This window comes from Acinetobacter rudis (assembly GCF_031157835.1).
In the GTDB taxonomy this organism is placed as follows: Bacteria; Pseudomonadota; Gammaproteobacteria; order Pseudomonadales; family Moraxellaceae; genus Acinetobacter; species Acinetobacter rudis_A.
In genome coordinates, this window is sequence record NZ_JAVIDR010000016.1 from 1 (window position 1) to 23,823 (window position 23,823).

Annotated in this window: 29 protein-coding genes and 1 riboswitch; of the genes, 18 read left to right on the top strand and 11 right to left on the bottom strand. The window is 37.5% G+C overall.

Translation table 11 applies throughout. The features are described from left to right. Positions 1-199: 199 nt before the first annotated feature. Positions 200-511 carry an ankyrin repeat domain-containing protein gene (locus tag RFH42_RS12695; RefSeq protein ID WP_308976045.1) on the top strand — a complete coding sequence of 104 codons (312 nt, stop codon included), beginning with the start codon at positions 200-202 and terminating at the stop codon, positions 509-511. Between the two features lie 80 nt (positions 512-591). Here the strand turns inward: RFH42_RS12695 and RFH42_RS12700 are convergent, their stop codons facing one another. Further along, positions 592-1,182: a transglycosylase SLT domain-containing protein gene (locus RFH42_RS12700; protein ID WP_308976134.1), complete on the bottom strand. Its 591-nt coding sequence runs from the start codon at positions 1,180-1,182 to the stop codon at positions 592-594. A gap of 291 nt (positions 1,183-1,473) precedes the next feature. Continuing rightward, entirely contained in the window at positions 1,474-2,070 is a 597-nt protein-coding gene (locus RFH42_RS12705) for an undecaprenyl-diphosphatase (protein ID WP_308976046.1), read from the bottom strand. A gap of 388 nt (positions 2,071-2,458) precedes the next feature. Between RFH42_RS12705 and ybaK the strand changes: the two genes are divergently transcribed. Further along, on the top strand, positions 2,459-2,923 hold the full coding sequence (ybaK, locus tag RFH42_RS12710) for a Cys-tRNA(Pro) deacylase (RefSeq protein ID WP_308976047.1): 465 nt from the start codon (positions 2,459-2,461) through the stop codon (positions 2,921-2,923). Between the two features lie 70 nt (positions 2,924-2,993). On the opposite strand, the gene RFH42_RS12715 is transcribed toward ybaK, so the two are convergent. Next, entirely contained in the window at positions 2,994-3,449 is a 456-nt protein-coding gene (locus tag RFH42_RS12715) for an internalin (protein ID WP_308976048.1), read from the bottom strand. A 227-nt stretch (positions 3,450-3,676) separates the two neighbouring features. On the opposite strand from RFH42_RS12715, the gene RFH42_RS12720 reads away from it, so the two are divergent. From RFH42_RS12720 to RFH42_RS12745, 6 genes are all read left to right on the top strand, one after another. Continuing rightward, complete coding sequence (locus tag RFH42_RS12720; protein WP_308976049.1) at positions 3,677-5,317, top strand: CTP synthase; 1,641 nt, start codon at positions 3,677-3,679, stop codon at positions 5,315-5,317. A 25-nt stretch (positions 5,318-5,342) separates the two neighbouring features. Further along, positions 5,343-6,200 carry a 3-deoxy-8-phosphooctulonate synthase gene (gene kdsA / locus RFH42_RS12725; RefSeq protein WP_308976050.1) on the top strand — a complete coding sequence of 286 codons (858 nt, stop codon included), beginning with the start codon at positions 5,343-5,345 and terminating at the stop codon, positions 6,198-6,200. 45 nt (positions 6,201-6,245) lie between these two features. Continuing rightward, the gene (gene eno, locus RFH42_RS12730; protein ID WP_308976051.1) at positions 6,246-7,535 is read left to right on the top strand and encodes a phosphopyruvate hydratase; all 1,290 of its coding nucleotides are present in this window, start codon (positions 6,246-6,248) and stop codon (positions 7,533-7,535) included. A gap of 10 nt (positions 7,536-7,545) precedes the next feature. Continuing rightward, positions 7,546-7,938, top strand: a complete 393-nt coding sequence (locus RFH42_RS12735; protein WP_308976053.1) for a septum formation initiator family protein — start codon at positions 7,546-7,548, stop codon at positions 7,936-7,938. Further along, complete coding sequence (gene ispD / locus RFH42_RS12740) at positions 7,910-8,620, top strand: 2-C-methyl-D-erythritol 4-phosphate cytidylyltransferase (protein WP_374990768.1); 711 nt, start codon at positions 7,910-7,912, stop codon at positions 8,618-8,620. The genes RFH42_RS12735 and ispD overlap by 29 nt, the downstream gene beginning before the upstream one ends. Before the next feature lie 79 nt (positions 8,621-8,699). After that, positions 8,700-8,783, top strand: a riboswitch (glycine riboswitch). 153 nt (positions 8,784-8,936) lie between these two features. Further along, the gene (locus tag RFH42_RS12745) at positions 8,937-10,187 is read left to right on the top strand and encodes a D-amino acid dehydrogenase (RefSeq protein WP_308976055.1); all 1,251 of its coding nucleotides are present in this window, start codon (positions 8,937-8,939) and stop codon (positions 10,185-10,187) included. A gap of 90 nt (positions 10,188-10,277) precedes the next feature. On the opposite strand, the gene RFH42_RS12750 is transcribed toward RFH42_RS12745, so the two are convergent. The 5 genes from RFH42_RS12750 to RFH42_RS12770 all read right to left on the bottom strand — a co-directional run bounded on the left by RFH42_RS12750 (position 10,278) and on the right by RFH42_RS12770 (position 14,613). Next, positions 10,278-11,363, bottom strand: a complete 1,086-nt coding sequence (locus RFH42_RS12750; protein ID WP_308976056.1) for a porin — start codon at positions 11,361-11,363, stop codon at positions 10,278-10,280. Positions 11,364-11,820: 457 nt separating this feature from the next. Then, positions 11,821-12,234 (bottom strand): HIT family protein, encoded by a 414-nt coding sequence (locus RFH42_RS12755; protein WP_308976057.1) that lies wholly within the window; start codon positions 12,232-12,234, stop codon positions 11,821-11,823. 20 nt (positions 12,235-12,254) lie between these two features. Continuing rightward, a complete protein-coding gene (locus RFH42_RS12760; protein WP_308976135.1) occupies positions 12,255-12,497 on the bottom strand; it encodes a YARHG domain-containing protein in 243 nt (80 codons plus the stop codon). Between the two features lie 104 nt (positions 12,498-12,601). Beyond that, positions 12,602-13,474, bottom strand: a complete 873-nt coding sequence (locus tag RFH42_RS12765; RefSeq protein ID WP_308976059.1) for an NAD(P)-dependent oxidoreductase — start codon at positions 13,472-13,474, stop codon at positions 12,602-12,604. Between the two features lie 20 nt (positions 13,475-13,494). After that, positions 13,495-14,613 carry an alpha/beta fold hydrolase gene (locus RFH42_RS12770; RefSeq protein WP_308976060.1) on the bottom strand — a complete coding sequence of 373 codons (1,119 nt, stop codon included), beginning with the start codon at positions 14,611-14,613 and terminating at the stop codon, positions 13,495-13,497. Between the two features lie 139 nt (positions 14,614-14,752). Here RFH42_RS12770 and RFH42_RS12775 point away from each other — a divergent pair, with 139 nt between their 5' ends. From RFH42_RS12775 to RFH42_RS12810, 8 genes are all read left to right on the top strand, one after another. Then, positions 14,753-15,940 carry an O-succinylhomoserine sulfhydrylase gene (locus RFH42_RS12775; protein ID WP_308976061.1) on the top strand — a complete coding sequence of 396 codons (1,188 nt, stop codon included), beginning with the start codon at positions 14,753-14,755 and terminating at the stop codon, positions 15,938-15,940. A 23-nt stretch (positions 15,941-15,963) separates the two neighbouring features. Next, on the top strand, positions 15,964-16,293 hold the full coding sequence (locus tag RFH42_RS12780; RefSeq protein ID WP_308976062.1) for a YbaB/EbfC family nucleoid-associated protein: 330 nt from the start codon (positions 15,964-15,966) through the stop codon (positions 16,291-16,293). An 11-nt stretch (positions 16,294-16,304) separates the two neighbouring features. Then, complete coding sequence (gene recR / locus RFH42_RS12785) at positions 16,305-16,901, top strand: recombination mediator RecR (RefSeq protein WP_308976063.1); 597 nt, start codon at positions 16,305-16,307, stop codon at positions 16,899-16,901. Between the two features lie 302 nt (positions 16,902-17,203). Beyond that, the gene (locus tag RFH42_RS12790; RefSeq protein WP_308976065.1) at positions 17,204-18,346 is read left to right on the top strand and encodes a ribonuclease D; all 1,143 of its coding nucleotides are present in this window, start codon (positions 17,204-17,206) and stop codon (positions 18,344-18,346) included. A gap of 118 nt (positions 18,347-18,464) precedes the next feature. After that, positions 18,465-18,770 (top strand): YcgL domain-containing protein, encoded by a 306-nt coding sequence (locus tag RFH42_RS12795; protein WP_308976066.1) that lies wholly within the window; start codon positions 18,465-18,467, stop codon positions 18,768-18,770. Next, complete coding sequence (locus tag RFH42_RS12800; protein WP_308976067.1) at positions 18,763-19,176, top strand: hypothetical protein; 414 nt, start codon at positions 18,763-18,765, stop codon at positions 19,174-19,176. The genes RFH42_RS12795 and RFH42_RS12800 overlap by 8 nt, the downstream gene beginning before the upstream one ends. A 23-nt stretch (positions 19,177-19,199) precedes the next feature. After that, positions 19,200-20,051, top strand: a complete 852-nt coding sequence (locus tag RFH42_RS12805; protein WP_308976068.1) for an AAA family ATPase — start codon at positions 19,200-19,202, stop codon at positions 20,049-20,051. Positions 20,052-20,064: 13 nt separating this feature from the next. Then, on the top strand, positions 20,065-21,252 hold the full coding sequence (locus tag RFH42_RS12810; RefSeq protein WP_308976070.1) for a vWA domain-containing protein: 1,188 nt from the start codon (positions 20,065-20,067) through the stop codon (positions 21,250-21,252). Between the two features lie 98 nt (positions 21,253-21,350). Here RFH42_RS12810 and RFH42_RS12815 read toward each other — a convergent pair whose 3' ends face one another. The 3 genes from RFH42_RS12815 to RFH42_RS12825 form a co-directional block, all read right to left on the bottom strand. Further along, on the bottom strand, positions 21,351-21,782 hold the full coding sequence (locus RFH42_RS12815; RefSeq protein ID WP_308976072.1) for a CBS domain-containing protein: 432 nt from the start codon (positions 21,780-21,782) through the stop codon (positions 21,351-21,353). 138 nt (positions 21,783-21,920) lie between these two features. Continuing rightward, entirely contained in the window at positions 21,921-22,298 is a 378-nt protein-coding gene (locus RFH42_RS12820; RefSeq protein ID WP_308976073.1) for a DUF2750 domain-containing protein, read from the bottom strand. Between the two features lie 138 nt (positions 22,299-22,436). Next, positions 22,437-22,670: a hypothetical protein gene (locus RFH42_RS12825; RefSeq protein WP_308976074.1), complete on the bottom strand. Its 234-nt coding sequence runs from the start codon at positions 22,668-22,670 to the stop codon at positions 22,437-22,439. A 220-nt stretch (positions 22,671-22,890) separates the two neighbouring features. On the opposite strand from RFH42_RS12825, the gene RFH42_RS12830 reads away from it, so the two are divergent. Together RFH42_RS12830 and RFH42_RS12835 are read left to right on the top strand one after the other, a co-directional pair. Beyond that, positions 22,891-23,250: a hypothetical protein gene (locus RFH42_RS12830; protein WP_308976076.1), complete on the top strand. Its 360-nt coding sequence runs from the start codon at positions 22,891-22,893 to the stop codon at positions 23,248-23,250. 182 nt (positions 23,251-23,432) lie between these two features. Beyond that, positions 23,433-23,783, top strand: a complete 351-nt coding sequence (locus RFH42_RS12835) for a hypothetical protein (RefSeq protein WP_308976077.1) — start codon at positions 23,433-23,435, stop codon at positions 23,781-23,783. Positions 23,784-23,823 lie beyond the last annotated feature (40 nt).

A 23,823-nucleotide genomic window follows, 5' to 3' on the forward strand; every position in this document is an offset into this window, starting at 1 on the left:
TCTTCGCGCTGATGGTAGTGTGGGGTTACCCATGTGAGAGTAAGTCATCGCCAGCTCATTATTCTAAAATCCCCCAGCTTAACGCTGGGGGATTTTTTTATCGGGGAAATTTATATAAGATTTAAAGAATAAGATTCTAGACTTGAAAATATTCACAATGAAGACTTATGATCTTGTAAATTATTTATAGTGATTAAATATGAAATTAAGCTCATTCTCTGCAATTCCTGAAAATAATGAAGAATTGCATCTTCCAGAACTGGTTTATTGGTCGTCACTTGGTGAGGTTGAGCAAGTGAAATTACTTTTAGAGCAGGGAGTCGATGTTAATTCTATTGATGAAGAAGGTTATAGTGCCTTGCAAGCGGCAGCAGAAAATAACTATATTGAGATCGTACAGTTGTTGCTTGAACAGGGTGCTGATAAGGCATTAAAAGGACAATATACTGCTTTAGAGTTGGCTGAAATGGCTGGAAATAAAGATATTGTTTTATATTTAAAAGCATATTAATGGTGTGTTTTTATATTGCCAATGCTCAAACAAGTTTATTGAGCATTGGTTTTTTATCATCGAAATAAAATAGAAGATAATTACAAGGCATTCTTTAATGCTTGCTCGTGTTGTTTTACTTGGCTTGCATATTTTTTACCTTGGTGCTTCATTTTCCAACTATTGTTATAGCCCGTTGGCCCTACGTTGTAGTAGGCAAGTGCTTTTGGCCAGCTACCAGCTGAAGAGTAATATTTAGATAAAATATAGCTGCCGCAGTGAATATTGGTATTTTCATCGAATAAATCACCAGGGCAATGTTGTTGCCAATAGCGTGGAATGACTTGGGTAAGGCCAACAGCACCAGCTGAGGATGTTACACTACTCCGATAACTTGATTCTTGGCGAATCGTTGCTGCTAATAAAACTGGATCAATATTATGCTTTTCTGCATTATGTATGATCATGGGTGAAATACGATTAGCAGTTGCTGGAGCAACCGAGTAGGCTTTTTGAATACCTGTCGATAATTTAGCTGAGCGCTTTTCAATTGATCCATTATTTAGGCTTGTACAGCCTGCTAAACTGACTAAAAGCGTCGAAGTACAAAGAAGAGTCAAATTCTGCTTTTGTATATACTGGGGATAAATAGAAAATATGCGTTGCAATAAATTAAACAAAACTAAAACCATGTACAAAATTATGATAATCATAAAGATCATATGTTTTGCTTAAAATAAGGTCAACATGAATACTTGTTGATTTTGTTGTACTTTTATAAAAGAACAAAAGCAAAGACTTAGGATGAAAGTGAAGTGAGATGATTTGTATTAAGGCTGAAGTGAGGTTATGTTTAAAATAGCCTAAGTATATTTGATTATAGTGTAATTTTTCTTTGAAGCTTAATGAGGGGGGCTACTGTGGACTAAGTGGTACCGTCCACAGTGTATTAGGTAGTTTTTTAAGAATAATCATATAAATGATTAGCGGATAATGCCCTTATTGAGTAAAAAAGCAAAAAAGTAGTGATATATTTTTAAAGCAACATCCATGATGGGTTGTTGGAATCTAGGCCAAAGTTGTTGAATCATTAAATTGGTTAAGAATGCAATAATCAAAGCTCCCAACATATCAAATGGGAAATGTACACCCACATAAATTCTTGCCCAGGCAACCATAATAGCCAAGACTAATAAAGCTAGACCAAGTTTAACTTGTTTTGCAAATAGGTAACAAAGAGCAATCGAGCTAAAAATGAGCATGTGATTACTTGGAAATGAAGCTGTTGCAGCATGAGCAATTAGAGTTTGTCCTGTTTCTACTACAAATGGACGTGGGTGGGGGTAGATTAACGATACAAGATAACCAATAAGTAAAGCGATAACAGTAGTAACGACTGCTTTTAAAACAAGTGCTTTAGTCGAATATCGACCTAAAAACCAAGCTATAAGTAAACTAAAGATCAAAAGATATAAAGTATCATTGGCCATAAAAATACCAAAATGAATATCTAATGGACTTGCAGTTATTGGTGCATTAATGAGATGAAATAACTGCACATTTAAGTTTTCTAATAACATTGGGGCTCCTGAGTACAACATCTGGCATTCATATCTTTAAGAAAATGTTAGCCAAATAAATTTGCATCGCATTATAGTGTCAAAATGATGAAATTCATGCTTGATTATGCGTGTGAGTGTAAGTAAATAAGCTGAAGCGAATATGAATTTAATATCTTATTGATATATATGAATATAATTAAATTACTGCTAGCAGTTGTTATGTTTAGATTTGTATATGTAATTAGTGAAAAGTGTCGTAAGAGAAAGCATTGAATGAAAAGCTAGAAAATATAAGGAAAGTTAAAGTTGTAACGGCATATCTGTGAAAGACATTCTGAGGTAAAGATAAAAATAGACACATAAATTACTGTACTATATTCCTTTAATGGTTGTATCAAGGAATATCATGACTCCTGCTTGTAAGACTTTGCAAAAAATGAAAATTGAATTTTCGACCCATGAATATCTACATGATCCTAATGCAAAAAATTTTGGTTTAGAGGCAGCAGAAAAACTTTCACTCAATGTGAATGAAGTTTTTAAAACGTTAATGGTTACTGATGATAAAAATTATTATGTTGCTATTTTACCTGTACATTGTCAGTTAAATTTAAAGAAAGTGGCTACGGTATTTAAATGTAAAAAATTACACATGGCTGATCCTAAAGATGCAGAGCGCTTAACGGGTTATATTGTTGGTGGGATAAGTCCTTTTGGTCAAAAAAAGCGATTAGCAACCGTAGTTGATTTGCAGGCAAAGACACTTGATAAAATGTATGTGAGTGGTGGTAGACGCGGGTTTGATATTGGTGTGGCGCCAGAGGTAATGAAAATTGTTTTAAATGCAGAATTTGCAGATGTAATTGATTGATTCATAAAATAAAGGTCCATCAAATGCTGAAGGACCTTATTGAATATGAATTAAATGCTGTAAAGCTGTTTTAGTTTTTCAAGGCAGGCGCCGCAGCAGCCATAGCAGCAGCTACTGCATCATCTTCAGACTGTGCTTTAGCTGTATTAGTATGTGCAACAGTTGGTTTTGCAGCTTCAGTTACAGGTGGTTTTGAGGGTGATGCCTCTTCAACTTTAGGCGTGCTAGATACTGGTTTTGGTGCAGGAACTGGCTCTGGTGGTGTTGTGCTTGGAGCATGCGAAGTAGTTTGAGTATTTGTAGGTTTTGGCGTTTCTTGAAGTGTTGGCTCAGGTTGAACTTGAGTAGGGATTTCAACATTTTGTGAATTACTGCTTTCTACACTATTTAAGTTTTGAAATTGTGCTGGTTGAGAAGCTGCTTGACCTTGAGTATCTGCCTCATCTTTTGGTGTTTCTTTTTTAACACAAGCAGAAATTAATAATGCAGTTGCGATAGCAGCGCCAATTAAAAGTTTTTTATTCATAATTACTCAAACTAAATTGAATCAGGATATGTCCGCATTATAACAGTAAAAATCTGAACAATGGTGCTATAAATTACGCATCTTCTTTGATTGGAATTGTTGATTATTTAACCAATTGTGTTTAGTTCTATGAATTGAGGCTGATTGACTTTGCTTTATAGGGGCAGAGTAAAGTAAAATTGCGCAACATTGCAGGCCGAATTAGGCTCGATTGTACGAGAGACTCAATGACCCATTTTATTTTCGTTACTGGTGGTGTGGTTTCATCACTAGGTAAAGGTATTTCAGCCGCTTCAGTTGCAGCGCTTTTGGAAGCTCGTGGTCTCAAAGTGACCATGGTTAAAATGGATCCATACATTAATGTAGATCCAGGAACAATGAGTCCGTTCCAACACGGCGAAGTTTTTGTCACTGAAGATGGTGCCGAGACAGATTTGGATTTGGGTTATTATGAGCGTTTCTTACGCCATGCTAAAATGACCAAATTAAACAACTTTACTTCTGGTCGTGTTTACCAAGATGTTCTTAATAATGAACGTCGTGGCGACTATCTTGGTGGTACTGTTCAAGTTATTCCACATATTACAGACAATATTAAAGAACGTGTATTACGTGCTGGCGAAGGCTATGACGTAGCAATCGTAGAAATTGGTGGTACTGTAGGTGATATTGAATCACTTCCATTTATGGAAGCAGTTCGTCAATTGATGGTGGAACTTGGTCATAAACGTACCATGTTGATGCATTTAACTTTATTGCCATACATTAATTCGGCTAAAGAGTTAAAAACTAAACCAACACAACATTCTGTAAAAGAGTTGTTATCAATTGGTATTCAACCAGATATCTTGATTTGTCGTACTGAGTACGATGTTGATGCAGATACAACGCGTAAGATTGCACTATTCACTAATGTTGAAGCACGTGCAGTTGTTGTATGTAAAGACGCTAAATCAATTTATCAAATTCCACGTACTTTCTATGAACAAAACGTTGATGATCTTATTTGTGAGCGTTTTGGCTATAATGACCTACCAGAAGCAGACTTGAGTGATTGGGATGGTGTTGTTGAAGCACTTTTAAATCCTGAATATACAGTTCGTGTTGCAATGGTCGGTAAATACGTTGAATTGCCTGATGCATATAAGTCTGTTAATGAGGCTTTATTACATGCAGGAATTCAAAATCGTGTGAAAGTTCAGATTGATTATGTCAATGCTGAAGATCTTGAACAACAAAATGCTGCAGATATCCTCAAAGGTGCTGACGCAATTCTTGTTCCTGGTGGTTTCGGTGAACGTGGTACTGAAGGAAAAATGAAAGCTATTCAGTATGCTCGTGAGAATGGTGTTCCATTCCTCGGAATTTGCTTGGGTATGCAATTGGCTGTTATTGAATTTGCACGTAACGTTGCTGGTATGCCTGAAGCAACATCGACTGAATTTAACCGTTCAACCAAATTCCCCTTGATTGGTCTCATCACAGAGTGGTTAGATGAGCGTGGCGAAGTGCAACAACGTAGCTTACAGTCCGATTTGGGCGGTACTATGCGTTTAGGTGCTCAGAAATCTGAATTAGTTGCAGGGACAAAAACGCGTGATATCTATGGTTCAGCAGATATTATTGAACGTCATCGTCATCGCTATGAAATGAATAATCGTTTTATTCCAGCTATTGAAACAGCAGGTATGAAAGTTTCTGGTTATTCACCAGTACAACATTTAGTTGAAACAATTGAGATTCCTACACATCCTTGGTTTGTAGCTGTACAGTTCCATCCAGAATTTACAAGTTCGCCACGTGATGGACATCCATTGTTTGCAAGCTTTATTGATGCAGCAAAAAAGCATTATCAAGGTAATAAGTAATTTAAATAAACAGAGGAAGGTTTAAATGTCGCAACTACAGGCACAAGAAATTGTTCGTTTGGGTGAGATTGAAATGGCGAACCATTTGCCATTTGTTCTTTTCGGTGGCATGAATGTGCTTGAATCTAGAGATTTAGCATTTGAAATTGCTGAGACCTATGTAGACATTTGTAAACGTTTAAACATTCCTTATGTTTTTAAAGCAAGCTTTGATAAAGCAAATCGCTCAAGTTTAAATTCGTTCCGTGGACCAGGTATGGAAAAGGGAATCGAATGGCTTGCCGACATCAAAAAGCATTTTAATGTGCCCATTATTACAGATGTACATGAACCTTATCAGGCAGCACCTGTTGCAGAGGTTGCAGATATTATCCAATTACCTGCTTTTTTAAGCCGTCAGACTGATTTAGTTGAGGCTATGGCAAAGACGCAGGCTATTATTAATATTAAAAAAGCACAATTTCTTGCACCCCACGAAATGCGTCATATCTTACACAAATGCTTGGAAGCAGGTAATGATAAGTTAATTTTGTGTGAACGTGGTTCTGCTTTTGGTTATAACAATCTGGTTGTTGATATGTTGGGCTTCGATAGTATGAAAGCCATGAATGTCCCAGTGTTCTTTGATGTAACACATGCCTTACAAACACCTGGTGGTCGTAGTGATTCTGCTGGTGGTCGTCGCGCGCAAATTACAACTTTAGCACGTGCAGGCATGGCAACGGGCCTAGCCGGATTATTCTTGGAAGCTCATCCCGATCCAGATCAAGCAAAATGTGATGGTCCTTGTGCGTTACGTTTATCGCAATTGGAACCATTCTTAGCACAGCTAAAAGAATTGGATACTTTAGTTAAAGGATTCAAAAAGTTAGACACTCATTGATGTTGTATTACACATCTTGTTTTTTACTCAACTGAGGAATTATTCATGAGCCAAATCGTTGACATACGTGCACGTGAAATTTTGGACTCTCGTGGTAACCCAACCATCGAAGCAGACGTAATCTTAGACTCTGGTGTTGTTGGCCGTGCATGTGCACCATCTGGTGCATCAACAGGCTCTCGTGAAGCTTTAGAACTTCGTGATGGCGACAAAGCACGTTACTTAGGTAAAGGTGTTCGTACAGCGGTAAATAATGTTAAAACTGAAATTCGTGATGCCTTAATTGGTCAAAACGTATTTGAACAAAAAGTGCTTGATGAAAAAATGATTGCACTTGATGGTACTGAAAATAAAGAAAAGCTAGGTGCGAATGCAACTTTAGCAGTTTCTCTTGCTGCTGCGCGTGCTGCTGCTGTTGAGAAAAAAACTGAATTGTTCCAGTACATCGCAGACTTACGTGGTCAAACAACATTAAGCATGCCTGTACCAATGATGAATATCTTAAATGGTGGTGCACATGCAGACAACACTGTTGATATTCAAGAATTTATGATTGAACCTGTTGGTTTTACTTCATTTGCTGAAAGTCTTCGTGCTGGTGCGGAAATTTTCCATTCATTGAAATCAGTATTGAAAAAACAAGGTTTAAATACTGCTGTTGGTGATGAAGGTGGTTTTGCTCCTAACTTACGTTCGAATGAAGAAGCGATTACTGTAATCCTTCAAGCTATTGAACAAACAGGTTATAAATCAGGTTCAGACATTATGCTTGCACTTGATTGTGCATCTTCTGAATTCTATAAGAATGGTCAATATATTCTTGCAGGTGAAGGCAATAAAGCGTTTACAAGCAATCAATTTGCTGACTATCTTGCTGGTTTGGCTAAACAGTATCCAATTATTTCAATTGAAGATGGTTTAGATGAGTCGGACTGGGAAGGTTGGAGCTATTTAACTTCAATTCTTGGTGACAAAATCCAATTAGTTGGTGACGATCTATTCGTAACGAATCCGAAGATTCTACAACGTGGTATCGATGAGAAAGTTGCGAACTCTATTTTGATTAAATATAACCAAATTGGTACATTGACTGAAACTTTAGACGCGATTTACTTAGCTAAAGCGAATGGCTATAGCACTGTAATTTCGCACCGTTCTGGTGAAACTGAAGATTCAACAATTGCTGATCTAGCTGTAGGTACTGCAGCAGGTCAAATCAAGACTGGTTCACTTTGCCGCTCTGACCGTGTAGCAAAATATAACCAATTACTTCGTATCGAAGAATTGACTCAAGCAGTTTATCGCGGTAAAGCTGAGTTTAAAGGTTTAAACTAAGTTTTACGTCATGCTAGATGTCTTTAAAACAACAGCAAGTAAGCTACTGTTAGTACTAGCGATCATTTTGATCGCAGTACTTCAGTACAGTTACTGGTATGGTGAGGGTGGTTATTTCCCTCGCCAGAACTTACTTGAGAAAATTCAAGTACAATTAGTAGAAAATGAAGAGCTTAAAGAGCGTAATCGCATTTTAGCAGCTGAAGTATATGATTTAAAAAATGGTGCTGAAGCTATTGAAGAACATGCACGATTAGACTTGGGGTTAATTAAACCACACGAGACTTTTGTGCAGATGAGTACAGTTGGTACTAATTATCAACCTATCGCATTAGATCCAAGCCTTAGCCAAGATTCAGAGAATAATGAACAAAATGACGACACCCCACCAGAAGTCCACTAAGCTTTGGGCTGTTATTCCTGCAGCTGGATCGGGGCGTCGTTTTTCAGCAACAGATTTAAAGCAATATCAAATTATTAATGATAAAACCGTGCTAGAGCATAGCATTGAACGCTTAAACGTATTGCCTTTAGATGGTTATGTGATAGCCATTGCTGCTGATGATCATGTCGCAAAAACATTGGCTTTTGAAAAAAAAGAAAAATCACATTTTTGCCAAGGCGGTGCAGAGCGTGTTCATTCGGTATTAAATGCCTTAAACTATTTGTCCACAATTGGGGCAGATGAAGATTGGGTGTTGGTGCACGATGCAGCAAGACCTTGTGTAAGTTCTGATTGTCTAAATCAACTACTTGACCAAGCAGTGCAGCAACAACATAGTGCAATTTTAGCTATTCCTGTACGTGATACTTTAAAGCGTGTGGAACATACAACGCGCATTTCAGCAACTGTGAGCCGAGAACAGTTGTGGCAAGCACAAACTCCACAAATTGCTCAGCTTGGTATTTTAAGAAAAGCGTTACAACAGGCACTACAAGATCAGATCCCAATTACTGATGAAGCCAGTGCATTGGAACATATCCAAGTACCCGTACATGTCGTTATGGGGCGAGCAGATAATATCAAAATCACTTATCCATCCGATCTTGACTTGGCTCAACTTATTTTGAAAGCACAATTATAGTGATGTGTTGAAAATATTCTTAAAATAAATGTTGTTTTTACTCCTGATTTGGCATATTGATTGCAGAATAAGTAAAAGAAAAGTTATTGCAGGAGAGAAGCATTCGCTCGCCGAAGGAGCAACCGCCCCGGAAACTTTCAGGCAAAAGGACTGTGATAATGACATCAATCTGGAGAGTAGTGTTAAGTCATGACTTGCGCTCACCGAAGGGGAAGGTATCTATCCAATGGGTTGGATATAGATATCGAAGCTCTCAGGTACCCGTGACAGATGGGGCATGATTTTGAAATAAAAATAATTTCAAAGGAGTGTGTTTATGTCACATGTCGTCATTGTTGGTGCAGGTATCACGGGTGTAACTTCGGCCTATGAGCTCAGCTTATTAGGCTATGAGGTTACAGTTATTGATCAACACTTATTTCCTGCAATGGAAACCTCTTATGCAAATGGAGGCCAACTTTCAGCATGTAATGCCGAGGTTTGGAATCAAAAGTCTACAGTGCTCAAAGGCTTAAAGTGGATGGCGCGCAAAGATGCTCCACTATTGTTAAATCCCTCTTTTGACTTACATAAATACGCATGGTTAATAGAGTTTTTAGGGCACATCAAACATTATCAAACCAATACCATAGAAACCGTCAAACTTGCGTTATTGGCTCGACAACGCTTATTTGAAATTGCTGACCAAGAAAAGATTCAATTTGATTTGGAAAAGCGCGGTATTTTACACTTTTATCATAATCATGCGGACTATGCTGTTGCGACTGAGGTAAATCAGTTGTTGTGTCGTGGTGGTTTACAACGCTATGCAGTGACAGCAGAGGAAATCCCTTCGATCGAACCAAATCTAACAGGACAGTATTATGGTGGTTTTTATTGTCCCGATGATGCCACAGGAGATATTCATAAATTTACAGTTGGTTTGGCTGAGGTAACACAAAGACTTGGGGTGAAGTATTTGTGGGGAATGCAGGTGGATGAAATTCAACATCGAGATCATGATGTATTGATTCAATTCCAAGCAAGTTCTGAAAATATGCAAGACAAACATGATATTAACTTAGGACAATTGCAAGCTGATGCAATCCTGATCTGTGCGGGAGTTCAAAGTTATTCTTTGGCACATATGTTAGGTGACCGCGTTAATATTTATCCTGTAAAAGGTTATTCCATTACGATTGATTTAAAAGATCAACAGAGTATTACAGCAGCGCCATGGGTGAGCTTACTTGATGAAAGTGCAAAAATAGTTACATCTCGTTTAGGTAGTCAACGTTTACGTGTTGCAGGAACTGCCGAGTTTAATGGTTATAATCGCGATATACGTGCTGACCGTATTCAGCCTTTGGTTGATTGGGTGAACCAAAATATGGCAATTTCAACTGAACATGTAGTGCCATGGGCTGGTTTAAGACCGATGATGCCTAATATGATGCCTGTGGTACGGCGAGGTAAGCGTGATAGAGTATTTTTTAATACAGGGCATGGTCATTTGGGTTGGACTTTATCAGCGGCAACTGCAGCTATAATTAGTCAGCAAATTCAGCAGTATTATCCCGTGTCTTAGACTGAATAAAAATGCCCGAATATTAAATTCGGGCATTTTATACTTTCTCCAGATGAACCTTAAACAAAGCCCATCTGTGCAAGTTTGGGTTTAGAAGCTATATGACATACCAGCGCCTACAACAATACGCTTGTCATCGCTATCTTGCCAGTTACGTTTTTGTTGAGCAAGTACACCGTATAAACGTGCTTGTTTGTTGAAACGGTAGTCTACACCAATACCATATTGGTCGAATTTACGACTGTCACCATCCCAACTTGTTTTTGCTTGTTGGTATTGGCCTTTAATTGACCAAGGTGTATTTGGAATTGTATAAGTTGTTTGGAATACCCAAGATTTTTCATCAAGAGAAGCAGCTTTAGGATCCAATTTAGCAGCTGTTAATGCAGAAGCAGATGGAGAATCAGATGGTTCTGCATATTGGTACAACGCACCGATTACAAGACCATCAACACCCACTTTAGAAAAGTCGTATGAACCTGTTAGGCGGTAAGCATCAGATTCAATTTTGTCAGCGATATCAGAGTGGTTATATTTACCTGCTACGCCAAAGTTTCCAGCAAGACCTACTGCAAAACCTAGATCACTATTTTCATAGTTTACAGATGTAGAGATACCATCACCAAAACCATTACGTTTTTTAGTATTGTATTTTGATGAGTTATTCTCGCCCATTTCTGCCATAACGTTAAAACGTAAGCCAGGAACGATGAGGTTTTTATCTGTTTCAAAACCTACAGAGTTTTCAATACGATCTTCACCATACATGGTTTTAGTGATGTCAAGGTTGGTATCATCATTGAAGATATCTTGGTTATCACCAGCAGTAGTTTTAAAGTAAGAGTCGTAGTTACCCGCTTTTAGTGTACCAATTTTGTTGAATTTAAGACCGAGGTAACGGTTACGAATCCCCATATCTTTATCTGAACCAGAACCATCACCAGAAATGCCCCATTCAGCAAGATAAACGACTCCAACATTATCAGTCAGCTTCTCTTCACCTTTGATACCGATGCGTGAAGCGTTTGAGTTCAATTGAGTTTGGTTTTCACCTTTCCAAGAATTGTTATCTACTTGGTTTAAAGAAAGATTCAGTCGTCCGTACAATGTTGGCGCTGCATGCGCTGCGCTAAATCCGATTGATGCAACTGCTGCAGCGAGTAGCACTTTTTTCATTGAAAATTCTCCAAAATGGCCTTTGCCGTAATTCGCTTCTTATTCAGTCAACTCCATCAACTGGATGGCTCAATATGCTGACTAACTTGCAATGCAGTATCTGTAAACTTTGTTACAGATGGGTGAATAAAAAGTTACATTTTGATGACGATTTAAGTCGCACTTAGTTTTAACTTATGGGTTTACAGTGGAGTTATTTGCTAGACATTTTGTGTGGAGTAAAATATGAAAAAATAAGTAATAACAGTATCTTGAATAAAATTTTATCTTTGCTTTTGTCGTAAAAAATATTGCAAAATTTTTATTATAATGGAAATTTTTTATTTTTAATCGTACTGTTGTAACATCGAATCTAGGGCAAAAAATCTTTGCAAGAAGACAACATAATAATATGAGATAGAAAAAAACCAGAACCCTAAACTTAGAATTCTGGTGTGATTGGAGCTGTAAAAATTGATTAGAGTGCTGCTTTAATTTTCTCGGCGAGGGCTTTAATTTTTTCTTGGTCACCCATTTGAGCAGCATGTTTACCAAGTTCATGAACTGAACTTGGAATTAAGTGAAAATGCACATGTGGTACGGTTTGACCTGCAGCCTCACCAGAAAGCTGCATGAGCACAATGCCCTTAGTATCGAGTGCTTTTTCAATCGCTTTGGCAATTTTTTGTACGATATTAATGGTATAGGCTGCTGCCTCAGGAGGGAGGTCAAGTAATGTTACCGCTGCAACTTTGGGTATGACCAAAGCATGGCCATCTGCTTGCGGCATTATATCCATAAATGCAAGCACCTGTTCATCTTCGTAGAGTTTTATTGCAGGTAATTCACCACGTAAAATTCGTGCAAAGATATTTTGTTGATCGTAGGCCATACTGAGTTCCTGAGTCTGGATTAGTTACACTTCAATTCTTTTTGACGTGCTTTGATTTCATCTAAACGTTGCTGCTCTTTTTCAGAGAATTTAGGTTTACTAGTGAAGCAATTGTCGTTGCCATATTTTGCTTTTGCATCAGCATCCTTAAAACAGAAGCCTTTAGAGGCATAAATGACATTGTAGTCATCTTGCAGTTTTTGACATTCTGCCGAGGTAGCCATACTGTGGCTGCTGAATGAAAAGGCTACAATGGAAAACATGAACAATGTAAATTTTTTCATCATAACTCCTTAACTTGATTTTATGACTGTTATATTGGTTTCCCATTATAAAGATTGCAGTAACTTAAGCAATTGTCTTGATTTTATTCAATGGTAATTTTACTCCACGATTCATACATTTTTACGGCAGCTGAGAAATCACTGTTTTCTTCAGAACTTGCATAAGCTGCTTGAATTAAACTTTGTGTTAATGCAATTACAGGCGAAGCAAGTTTGGCTTCTCGTACTAAATCTATGGCTATTCCGGTATCTTTAGCAAGTAAAGATAGTGCAAAGGTGAGGGGGAAGCTGCGGTTTAAAATACGGTCTGGTAAGGCTGATTCTGTGACACCACTTTTACCACTTGAGGCATTAATACAGTCTAGTGCTTGTTGTAAATTTACACCATGTGCTTTTAATGTTGTAAAACCTTCTGCTGCTGCGCAAAGGTGTACAGCCATCATCATATTATTAACAGCTTTAACAGCAAAACCTGCACCTGATTCACCCACATGTCGAATAAGCTTGCCCATTGCTTGCATTGCTGGTTGTGCTTGTTGAAATGCGGATTCAGATCCACCCACCATAAATGTTAGGCTCGCATTTTCAGCACCCATGGTTTGTCCACTCACTGGCGCATCTAAAAAATCAACACCTTGTTGTGCTAAAAATTTTGCTTGTTGTCGTGCAAGCTCAGGCACACCACTAGTACAGTCAATCCAGATACTACCTGCTTTACACTGTACTTGAGATAAAATATCGTTAACATCAGCACTCGTAGGGAGACATGAAAAGATTAGATCTGCCTGCGCTGCTTGTTGTAATTCAACAGCTGTTGTTGCGTACTGATTTGCATGCTGTTCGGCTTTAGCAAAGTTTCTATTCCACACCATAACATGGTCAAAATGTTGTGGAAGATGTGCTGCCATGCGATAACCCATAGCTCCCAAGCCAATAAAGGCAACCGTCTTTTTCATGTTATTCCCTACAAATAAGTTTAAAGGTGAGCCTGATTGTATACAGGTTTTAATGCTGTTGAGCGTTGTGCTAGCCAAGTGTAAAGCTTGGGCCAAAATATTTCAGCGCTTTTTTGATTTGACATTAAGCCTAAATGGCCACCTGGAATAGTGTGAAAACTCACATCGGAACTGCTGGTTAATTTTGTGAGAGGGTGTATTGCATCTATGGTGACAATTTGATCCCGTTCACCAGCACCCACCAAGAGAGGGCAGTGAATGTTTTTAAGATAAATCGGTTGATCATCTAAAACAATTTCACCACGTGCTAATGGGTTCTGTAGCCAAATATGAAATAGCATGTCCTGATTAATGCCGCCGGGATAATCAATCATATTATTTAGAAATCTGCCTAAAGTTGCATGTTCTTGTAATGCTTGTTTACTATCAAGGTTAAGTAATAATTGTTTATGGCTTTCATACCAGCCTTTAGGATCTAACAGCTTAAAACCAAAAGCATTGAGTAGGCCCGATGAATGAATGAGGCCTTTAGGTAATTTTCCCTGGTAAAGTGCTTGTTTGATGGGTTCATTATGTTGCAGTAATTGATTCAATTTTTGATATAGGCGTCCAATAGCACCTGATGCGTAACTATCAATTGGGCTGCCGAGTACAATTAGATTTTTGACAATATTGGATTGTTGCGAGGCTGTGTAAAGCGAGGCAAATAATCCAGCCATACTCCAACCATGTAGTGAAATTTGTTCACAATGAGCATGTTGCTGTATTTGAGTTATACAGTCTGGAATGAAGCGATGTGTGAAATCAAGAAAGTTAAGATGGCGATGTTGGAAGTTAAATTTCCCCCAATCTATTAAGTAAACATCGAAGCCTTGTTTTACAAAGTAACCAATAAGAGAACGGTAGGGGTAGAGATCGTAAATTGACATATCAATTGCAAGAGGCGCAATAAAGACTAAAGGCTCCTGAAATTTTTTTTTGTTGGCCGCATAATAGCGAATTTGGCTTGGTCCAAAGCTAAATATACTGACATAGCTCATCTGTTCTGAAATAACCAGACTTGATGTATTAAATATACGCTGGGATAGGTTTTGAAATTGCAAGCTTGCATATTGCCATCTGTTTTTGAGATCCCTCATTGCTTGCTAGAGTCCTTTCGCATGAATAAGTAGCATAGTCTAAGTGATATTTTATGGATTTGCCTTGACCTGAATTACCTTAGACGCTCACAATGTTGCCTACCTTATACCAATAAAGTGTCTTGGACGGTAAACTTAAATGAGTCAATTCGACGATAAACAATATCAACTTGAAACACTAGCCTTACGTAGTGGGCATACACGTAGTTTTGAAGGAGAACATGCAGAGCCTATTTTCCTTACTTCTTCATTTGTGTATGGCAGTGCAGCAGAAGCGGCAGCGAAATTTTCCGGACAAGAAGACGGAAATATTTATTCAAGATTTACCAACCCAACTGTAGCAACTTTCGAAAAGCGTATTGCTGCGCTTGAAGGTGCAGATCGCGCCGTGGCGACCAGTTCTGGGATGGCAGCGATAATGTCTATTGTCATGACTTTCCTAAAAGCAGGAGATCATGTTCTATGTTCACGTTCTGTCTTTGGTTCAACAGTTGCCTTATTTGAAAAATATGTAAGTAAGTTTGGTATAGATGTTGAGTTCGTAGATTTAACAGATGTAAGTGCTTGGGAGGTGGCTGTACGCCAAGAGACTAAATTATTTTTTGTTGAATCTCCTTCAAATCCTTTGGGTGATGTTGCAGATATTCGTGCATTATCTGATTTGGCACACCGTCATAACGCATTATTGGCAGTAGACAATACAATTTGTACCCCAATCTTACAAAAGCCACTGACCTTAGGTGCTGATTTAGTTGTGTATTCGGCGACTAAATTTATTGATGGACAAGGACGTACATTGGGTGGCGTGGTCTTGGGAAATCAACAGTTAATGGATGAGCTGCATGTCTATGTTCGGACATCTGGTCCTTCACTCAGTCCTTTTAATGCTTGGGTATTATTAAAAGGGTTGGAAACACTAAAAATACGTATGCGTGAACATAGTGCTAATGCACAAAAATTGGCTGAATGGTTGCAACAGCATAAAAAAGTTAAGCAGGTTTATTATCCTGGTTTATCTAATCATCCAAGTCATGAAATGGCATTAAAGCAACAACAGGGCTTTAGTGGTATTGTTTCTTTTGAAGTGATTGGGGGGAAAGAGCAAGCTTGGACTGTTATTGATCATACTCAATTCATTTCTATTACAGGTAATTTGGGTGATGCCAAAACCACGATTACCCATCCTGCAACGACTACACATGGTAAATTATCAGCTGAAGCGAAAGAAAAAGTAGGTATTAGCGAAGGTTTAATACGAATTTCGGTAGGTTTAGAAGATATTGATGATATTATTTGCGACCTTGCTCGTGGTTTAGATTTGCTTTAACGGCAGCTTATTTGGAGAAGTTTATGAATATTAATATGTTGATGCAGCAAGCACAGCGCATGCAAAAAGACATGGAAGCAAATGTCAAAAAGGCAAAAGAAGAACTTGCTCAAACTGAAGTACAGGCAGAAGCAGGTGGTGGTTTGGTGAAGGTGACCATGACTTGTCGCCATGTTGTAAAACGCATTGAGATTAATCCAGAGCTTTTACAAGATGATGCAGATATGATTGAAGATTTAATTGCTGCTGCAATGAATGATGCATCACGTCAAGCTGAGGCAGTGAGTGAAGAGAGAATGAAAGCTGCTAACTCTGGTATGGGCTTACCACCAGGTCTTTCTGGTTTGTTCTAAGGAAAAATAGCGTGTTTAGTGATCGTTTTGATCAACTGGTACAGGCTTTAAGAATACTTCCTAGCGTTGGGCCGAAATCGGCTCAACGTATGGCTTTGCATTTGATCATGAAAAACCGTGAGGGTGCAAATGCCTTGTCAGTAGCCTTAAGTGAAGCAACCAGTTATATCCATCAATGTCAGATTTGCAATTCTTTGACTGAAGATGAAGTTTGCGATATTTGTCTGTCAACTGAACGAGATGCGGAATTACTTTGCGTAGTAGAATCTCCAGCAGATGTTTTGGCAATTGAACAAAGTGGTAGTTTCCGTGGCAAGTACCATGTTCTTGGAGGGCATTTATCTCCTTTAGATGGTATTGGTCCAGAAGAAATTGGCATTCCTTATTTAGTGCAACGTTTAACTGATCAACACATTAAGGAAGTTATTTTGGCTACAAATGCGACAGTTGAAGGTCAGGCTACAGCACATTATTTGCTCGAAGTGACAAAACATTTAGCACTACAGATGACACGTATAGCACAAGGTGTACCTCAAGGGGGAGAACTTGAATATGTGGATAGTCATACCTTGAGCCAAGCTGTGCATAATAGATTAAGTATGAAATAAGTACGATCGCTGCTTATTTCTACTAATATGATGAATCTCTTTACAATTATTCTATAAATCCTTTTATTTGAATCGCTTATTTTGTGACACTATGATTTTAATATCGTATTCATTTGATGATGAATTGGAATCTATCTAGAAGCATATGGATTTTATAACAACATCTTGATTGAATTTCATAGAAATAGGTCTCAATGTAGACCTGATACTTTTCAGACATTTAAATTGGGTTTTATGCGAACAGCTTGAAATTAATGTAAAATGTCTTTTAATTCCAATGTATTAATTTGACCCAAACTCCCATGTTTCAATTTATTCAACAACAAGCTGAACTTGAAAATGTATTACATCTTATGAGTCAGCACTCAATTTATGGTTTGGACACTGAATTTATTAAAGTCGATACGTTTTGGCCAAAATTAGGTGTTTTTCAAATCAATATCGATCAGCAAGTTTTTTTACTCGATGGGACTACACTCGACCTGAGTGTTTTTTGGGATAGAATCTTTCAAGCCAAACAAAATATATTTCATGCGTGTAGTGAAGATATTGATTTGATTTATTACTATTCGCAGAAAAAATGTTTGCAGAATGTTTTTGATACACAGGTGGCAATGTCATTTTTGGGGCATGGCTTACAATTGAGCTATCAAAATGCATTAAAGCAACAGCTCGATATTGATATTGATAAAGATCAGACTCGCTCGGATTGGTTAGCAAGACCATTAAGTCCTCAGCAAATGCAGTATGCAGCTAATGATGTATGTTATATCGTTCAATTGGCCAATATGACTCAACAACAATTGCAGCAAAAAGGTCTATACGAGTTTGTGCTCGAAGACTGTCAGCATCTTTGCCAAGAAATTGCTCAAGAGACTGAAAAAAGTAAATTGTTCACTGAAGTAGGTAATTATCGTCATTCGAGCAAACAGTTAATGCAATTACAGCAATTGTGTGTATGGCGAGAAGAAATGGTGAAGGCGCTAAATCAACCTAAAAGTTTTGTGCTGAAAAATTCGACTTTGAATGATTTGGTTGAGAAAAATCCTAAAAATACATTGGAATTATCTAAGTGTAGAGATATTCGTGCTTCAGTAGTCAGAGAGCATGGCAAAATTATTTTGGATTTACTGAAATTTTTACCAGATCAATCGCAGTGGCCGTTGCGCATGTCTCGTCCTATTAAGCATTCATCAAAAGGCATTACGCAGGTTGTTGATGAGTTAATTGAGCAGGTTGCTACACAACTCCAAGTACCGAAAGAAGTGCTTATGCGTAAAAAGTGGTTAAATCAGCTTTACCAACATGTTGTTTTTCATGGCGATATACAAGACTTACCAGCTTACTTGTTGGGGTGGCGCTATGAACGGATGACACAGCCATTGATTGAGTTACTTAAAAAAGATATAGATTATTTAACGACTCAGATGAAAGTTAATCTTTAAATTCTATTGTTACGTTACGCTTGGAAAAATTGCGACTATTCCGACTAAAATCGTTAATGTATCATCGTCACTTTTAATGTATGCTGTCGCTTAAGTTGAATTTAAGCTGTATGTATACATGTTTTGTGATATTTATAAATCGAGCAAGAAAGATGAAATGTACCTCTACGTTGCTCGTACCCACCAATCTACTGAAGTTGAAAACCAAGATCCACTTGAGGTGGTTCCTGAAACAGTTCGCCAAGCCTTTGGTCGAGCAACTTTTGTGATGAAATTGGAATTGAGCCAATCACGTAAATTAGCACGTGTAAATGTGTTACATGTGATTGATTCATTGGAAACCAAAGGATTTTTCTTACAAATGCCACCAGAAGGATTAATTAATCCGAATGCGGTAGAACCAGAGGGATTACGTGGTGCCTGAGCAACTAACAGTATTTTGGAACAATTTCTTAGATCTTTTTGATGCCTTACCAGAAGATAGTCTTGCAATTACAGTATATGTTGTGGGGGCGATTATTATCATGTGGTGTTGGACATCAATTATGCGTAGATTGCCAGCCACTTTAGGCTGCATTTTATGGATTGTTGTGTTTGCACTTATTGCTACGCCTACAATCTCGGAAGGTCCAAACTCTGAAATTGCTCCAGCTACTTTTGGGTTGTTATTTGGTATTTTGACCAAAGACTCAGTGTTAATTTGGTCTAATTTATCATTAATTTTATTTGTCATTGGCTTGGGTTTAATCCTAAGCCATTGGGCGAATAAATATAGAATGTTAAAGAAAAAAGCCACAGTGGCTGATCGTCCGGAAGGATCACCACTTTAAAGAATTAAAAAGGTTTAAAGATTATGTCTGTTGATCATCAACAATTTATTGGCACAGATCAGTATATTGCAACTGATAGTTTAAAGCTCGCAGTAAAAGCTGCACGTGCTTTGCAAAAACCGCTTTTGGTAAAAGGGGAACCTGGTACAGGTAAAACCTTATTGGCAGAGCAAGTAGCAGATAGCTTAGGGATGAAGTTGATTACGTGGCATATCAAATCAACGACCAAAGCACAGCAAGGTTTGTATGAGTACGATGCTGTATCTCGCTTACGGGATAGTCAATTGGGCGATGATCGTGTTTATGATATTAAAAACTATATAAAACCAGGTAAGTTATGGGAAGCTTTTCATAGTGAAGAGCGCTGTGTATTACTTATTGATGAAATAGATAAAGCAGATATTGAATTCCCAAATGATCTGTTACATGAACTTGATAAGATGTCTTTCTTTGTTTATGAAACAGGTGAGACGATTACCGCAGTTCAACGTCCTATTGTCATTATTACTTCAAATAATGAAAAAGAATTACCTGATGCATTTTTGCGTCGTTGTTTCTTCCATTATATTGATTTCCCTAATGAAGAAACAATGCGTGATATTATCGCCGTGCATTTTCCTAAAATTTCTGTGCGCTTAGTCAATGAAGCATTAGAGATATTTTTTAAATTACGTAAAGTACCAGGTTTGAAAAAGCCACCTTCAACCTCAGAACTCATTGATTGGTTAAGCCTATTAATGGCTGATGATATGCCTGAAGATATTTTATCACAGCAAGATAAATCAAAGGCGATACCACCTTTGTATGGTGCGTTGATTAAAAATGAACAAGATGTTCAGCTACTTGAACGTTTAGCCTTCATGTCACGTCGTTGATTGTTGAGCGCTCATGTTTGTACGTTTGTTTTATTTACTTAGAAAGTATGGCATTCCAGTCAGTACTAGAGAATTGATTGATTTAAATAATGCTTTAGATCAATCTGTTGTTTTTGCAGATTTGGATGAGTTTTATCATTTGGTCAAAATTATTATGATCAAAGATGAGCGTTACTTTGATAAGTTTGATCGTGCGATGAAAGCCTATTTTGATGGGATTCAGCAGGTTGATCTAGAAGATGTATTACAACAAATTCAGAAAATTCCAAAAGAATGGCTGGATTTGGAGTTGTTGGAAAAGCACTTAAGTAAAGAACAAAGAGAAGCCTTAACTAAAGCGGGTTCACTAGAAGAACTGATGAAAATGTTGGAAGAACGTTTACGTGAACAACATAAAAAACATCAAGGTGGTAATCGGATGATTGGTACTGGAGGGACTTCTCCTTTTGGTGCCTATGGTGATCATCCTGAAGGGGTGCGTATTGGTGGGCCAGGGCGTAAGCGCTCTGCAGTGAAAGTTTGGGAGCAGCGCCAATATCAGAATCTTGATGACGAGCAAATCTTAGGTACACGTCATATGCAAATGGTTTTGCGTCGTTTGCGTAAATTTGCTCGACAGGGGGCTGCAGAAGAGCTTGATATTCAAGGTACAATTTCGGAAACTGCAAAGCAAGGTATATTAAACGTTCAATTGGTTCCAGAGCGTCGAAACAGAGTCAAAGTGCTAATGTTATTCGATGTTGGTGGTTCAATGGATGCACATATTGCGCAGTGCGAGAAATTATTTAGCGCGGCAAAAAGTGAGTTTAAGACTTTAGAATATTTCTACTTTCATAATTGTTTGTATGATTATGTTTGGAAAGATAACTACCGTCGTTCAGCAACTCGGATGAGTACTTGGGACTTATTCAATACTTATGCTAGAGATTATCGTGTTATCGTTGTTGGTGATGCGAGTATGGCACCTTATGAATTAATGTCTGTTGGTGGTTCTGTTGAGTATATGAATGATGAGTCTGGTGAGGTGTGGTTAAGACGCTTACGCCAACACTTTGATAAAACGGCTTGGCTTAATCCAGAACAGATAAATTATTGGCAGTACACCCAAACGATTACTTCTATTCAGCAAATTTTTGAACAGCATATGTATCCAATGACGTTAAAAGGTTTGGAAGAGATGATTACTTATCTCGCCCGTTAATAAATATTAATTTGGAATGCACCTCAAAAATTAGACGTTTAATTTGTCTAATTTAATGAGGTGCTTTTTTATGAATAGGTTTCTTCTTTTGGGAGGGCTTAGCCTGATATATATTGTTGTAACTGTTGGATGAGAACTTTCTGATCTTCCATAATAGCTTTAACTAAGTCACCAATTGAAATTAAACCTTTTAATTGCTCATTTTCCACCACAGGAAGATGTCTTAAATGTTTATCTGTCATTAGTTCAAGACATTGTTCTACCGTATGACTTCCTGGGACTGTAATTACTCTAGCAGTCATAATTTCAGCAACAGTTGTGTCTTCCGAGCGGCGCTCAAGGAGGGCAATTTTACGTGTGTAGTCACGTTCTGAAAGTATGCCAACGACATGTTGTTCTTCAACAACTACAACAGCACCGATTCCTTTATTGGCCATGAGTGAAATTGCAGCTAGAACAGTTTCGTACGGGCTAATAGTTGCTACTTCGTTGCTACCCTTATTTTTTAGGACTTGATTCACTGTTGTCATTTTTTAGCTACCTTGTTTGTTATGAATGTATTTAGAGAACTATATATGAATACTACAATTCATCTGAATAATAAGCCACTAATTTTGTGATACTTTAAGTTCAAATATCTCAAAAGGATGTACTCGCAGTATCGGAAGTTAAGCAAATTGATTGTGCTGTTGATTAAAAAAGAAATGCTGCATTTGAGAGGGTGATAGCCTAAACATAGCTGTTTTAGAACCATATAAAGTGGGTTTAACCTTAAAACGATTTAACGTGGGAAGTAGTGATTTTTGGAAATCATGAGGGGTGATTTTACGAGGTTGATAATTTGGCCAGTTGTTTTTTGCATAATGAAAAGCTTGGGTTGCATTGAGCCAAAAAGGAAAGACTTTATCATTATTGGTTTCAGTTTTTATTGCCCAACCATCATGATAAAGCCCCCATAAAACACCACAGTACATCATACTTCGTAAAATAGATAAGCGTAAAATAAATTGCTTGGAAACGGGTTGTAATTTTAAATAGTTTTTCATAATCATAACCGCCTTATAGAAAGTAAATCCATTCTACTTGATCGTAATGACAATATAGTTATGACGCGATGTTTTATAGTAATTAAATATTAAATTAAGTAGGGTGGCAAAAAAAAGCGCCACCTAAGTGACGCTATTTTATGCTTGCATGGTGGCGAGTTTTTGCCAATATTGTGCCTTGAGAGAGTCACGCTCTACACGAAAACCTTGGTAATAAAGTTCCGCTAAAAACATTGCAGATCGGCTATGTCCTGCACGAGCGACATTTTCAAGTTGTTGAACTGCATCCGAAAAATTCATTTCAGATTGGATAGTGTTAACTGCGACTTCGTAAATACCTTCTAAGTCACGGTGTGAAATCTTCTGAATCATATATAACTCCTTATTGTAATTATGATTGCTATTGAGTATTAACTCATTTTTTTCGCCGCTGATTGAATGTAGCAAAATTATATTAAACTAATATTACAAAGCTACAGTATTGTCAATATGGTCACAGATGCAAATTAGACATTTTATGTTTATACGATTAAACTTTATTCGAAAATAACAGCTAAAAATCATTGTCAGCACGACAAATAAGGAGAGCAACATGACCAACAATATTGACGGTTTTAGTTTTGATCTACCCTTAAAAGAAACACAAATTATTGCTTTAGCGCAATATCACCGAAAACAACTTCACGATGCTTTATATCATCAGGAGGTTCATTTGGGTAATTTCTGCATCGCACAGCGAAATAGAGTTTGGGATTATACACAGCATTTGGACTCAATGCAAAAAAAAGATTTTTACCGTATTTATGATGGAGAACTAAATCGTCTAGGTGACGATGAGTTGCACCCAGAAATACATGAAAATGCAATGAGTATTGTTACGGTCGTTTTTGTTTTAATTTTAATAGCGTGTATGCTTTATTTTACTGTTTTACAAATGGTATTTAAAAATTAGTATTTTAAATACATAGGGCTATTATCTTCTTTGCATAGTGCATGTATATCCTAATGCAGTTAGGATAATAGCCTGAAGGCAGGATCAAATGTAAAGTTGTGCTTTATATTTATTCAATTAGGCTACAATAACTATATTTTTTACTGAAGCATGATTACACTAGCCGTAGCTAGAGGTAATGAATGTTTATTGTTAAAGAAAACCTAGAAAAAATTAAACAACAGCTGAATTTTGATCGAATTTCATATATCACCATTGCACTGTTATTTTTAATCATATTATGGCAAGCGAAAAGTGCGGGTATACAGCCTCTTAATCAAACGCAATATCAGTATGTTGTCATTTTGGCGACACAGGCAGAATTTCCACATACCCAACATGTAGCACGTAATTTGCTTTTACAGGGGCAAATCGATCGTGTGACATATTTGAAATTGTTGCGTACACAGCAGTATGAAGCTGCAAGAGTACGGCAACAACCAGCATTAGAGCTTGATGAAAATCACTCAGGTTACATACAGCAGGGCAGCTAATATAAATTTTAAAGTGATTACTGTAGTTTATTGTTTAAAT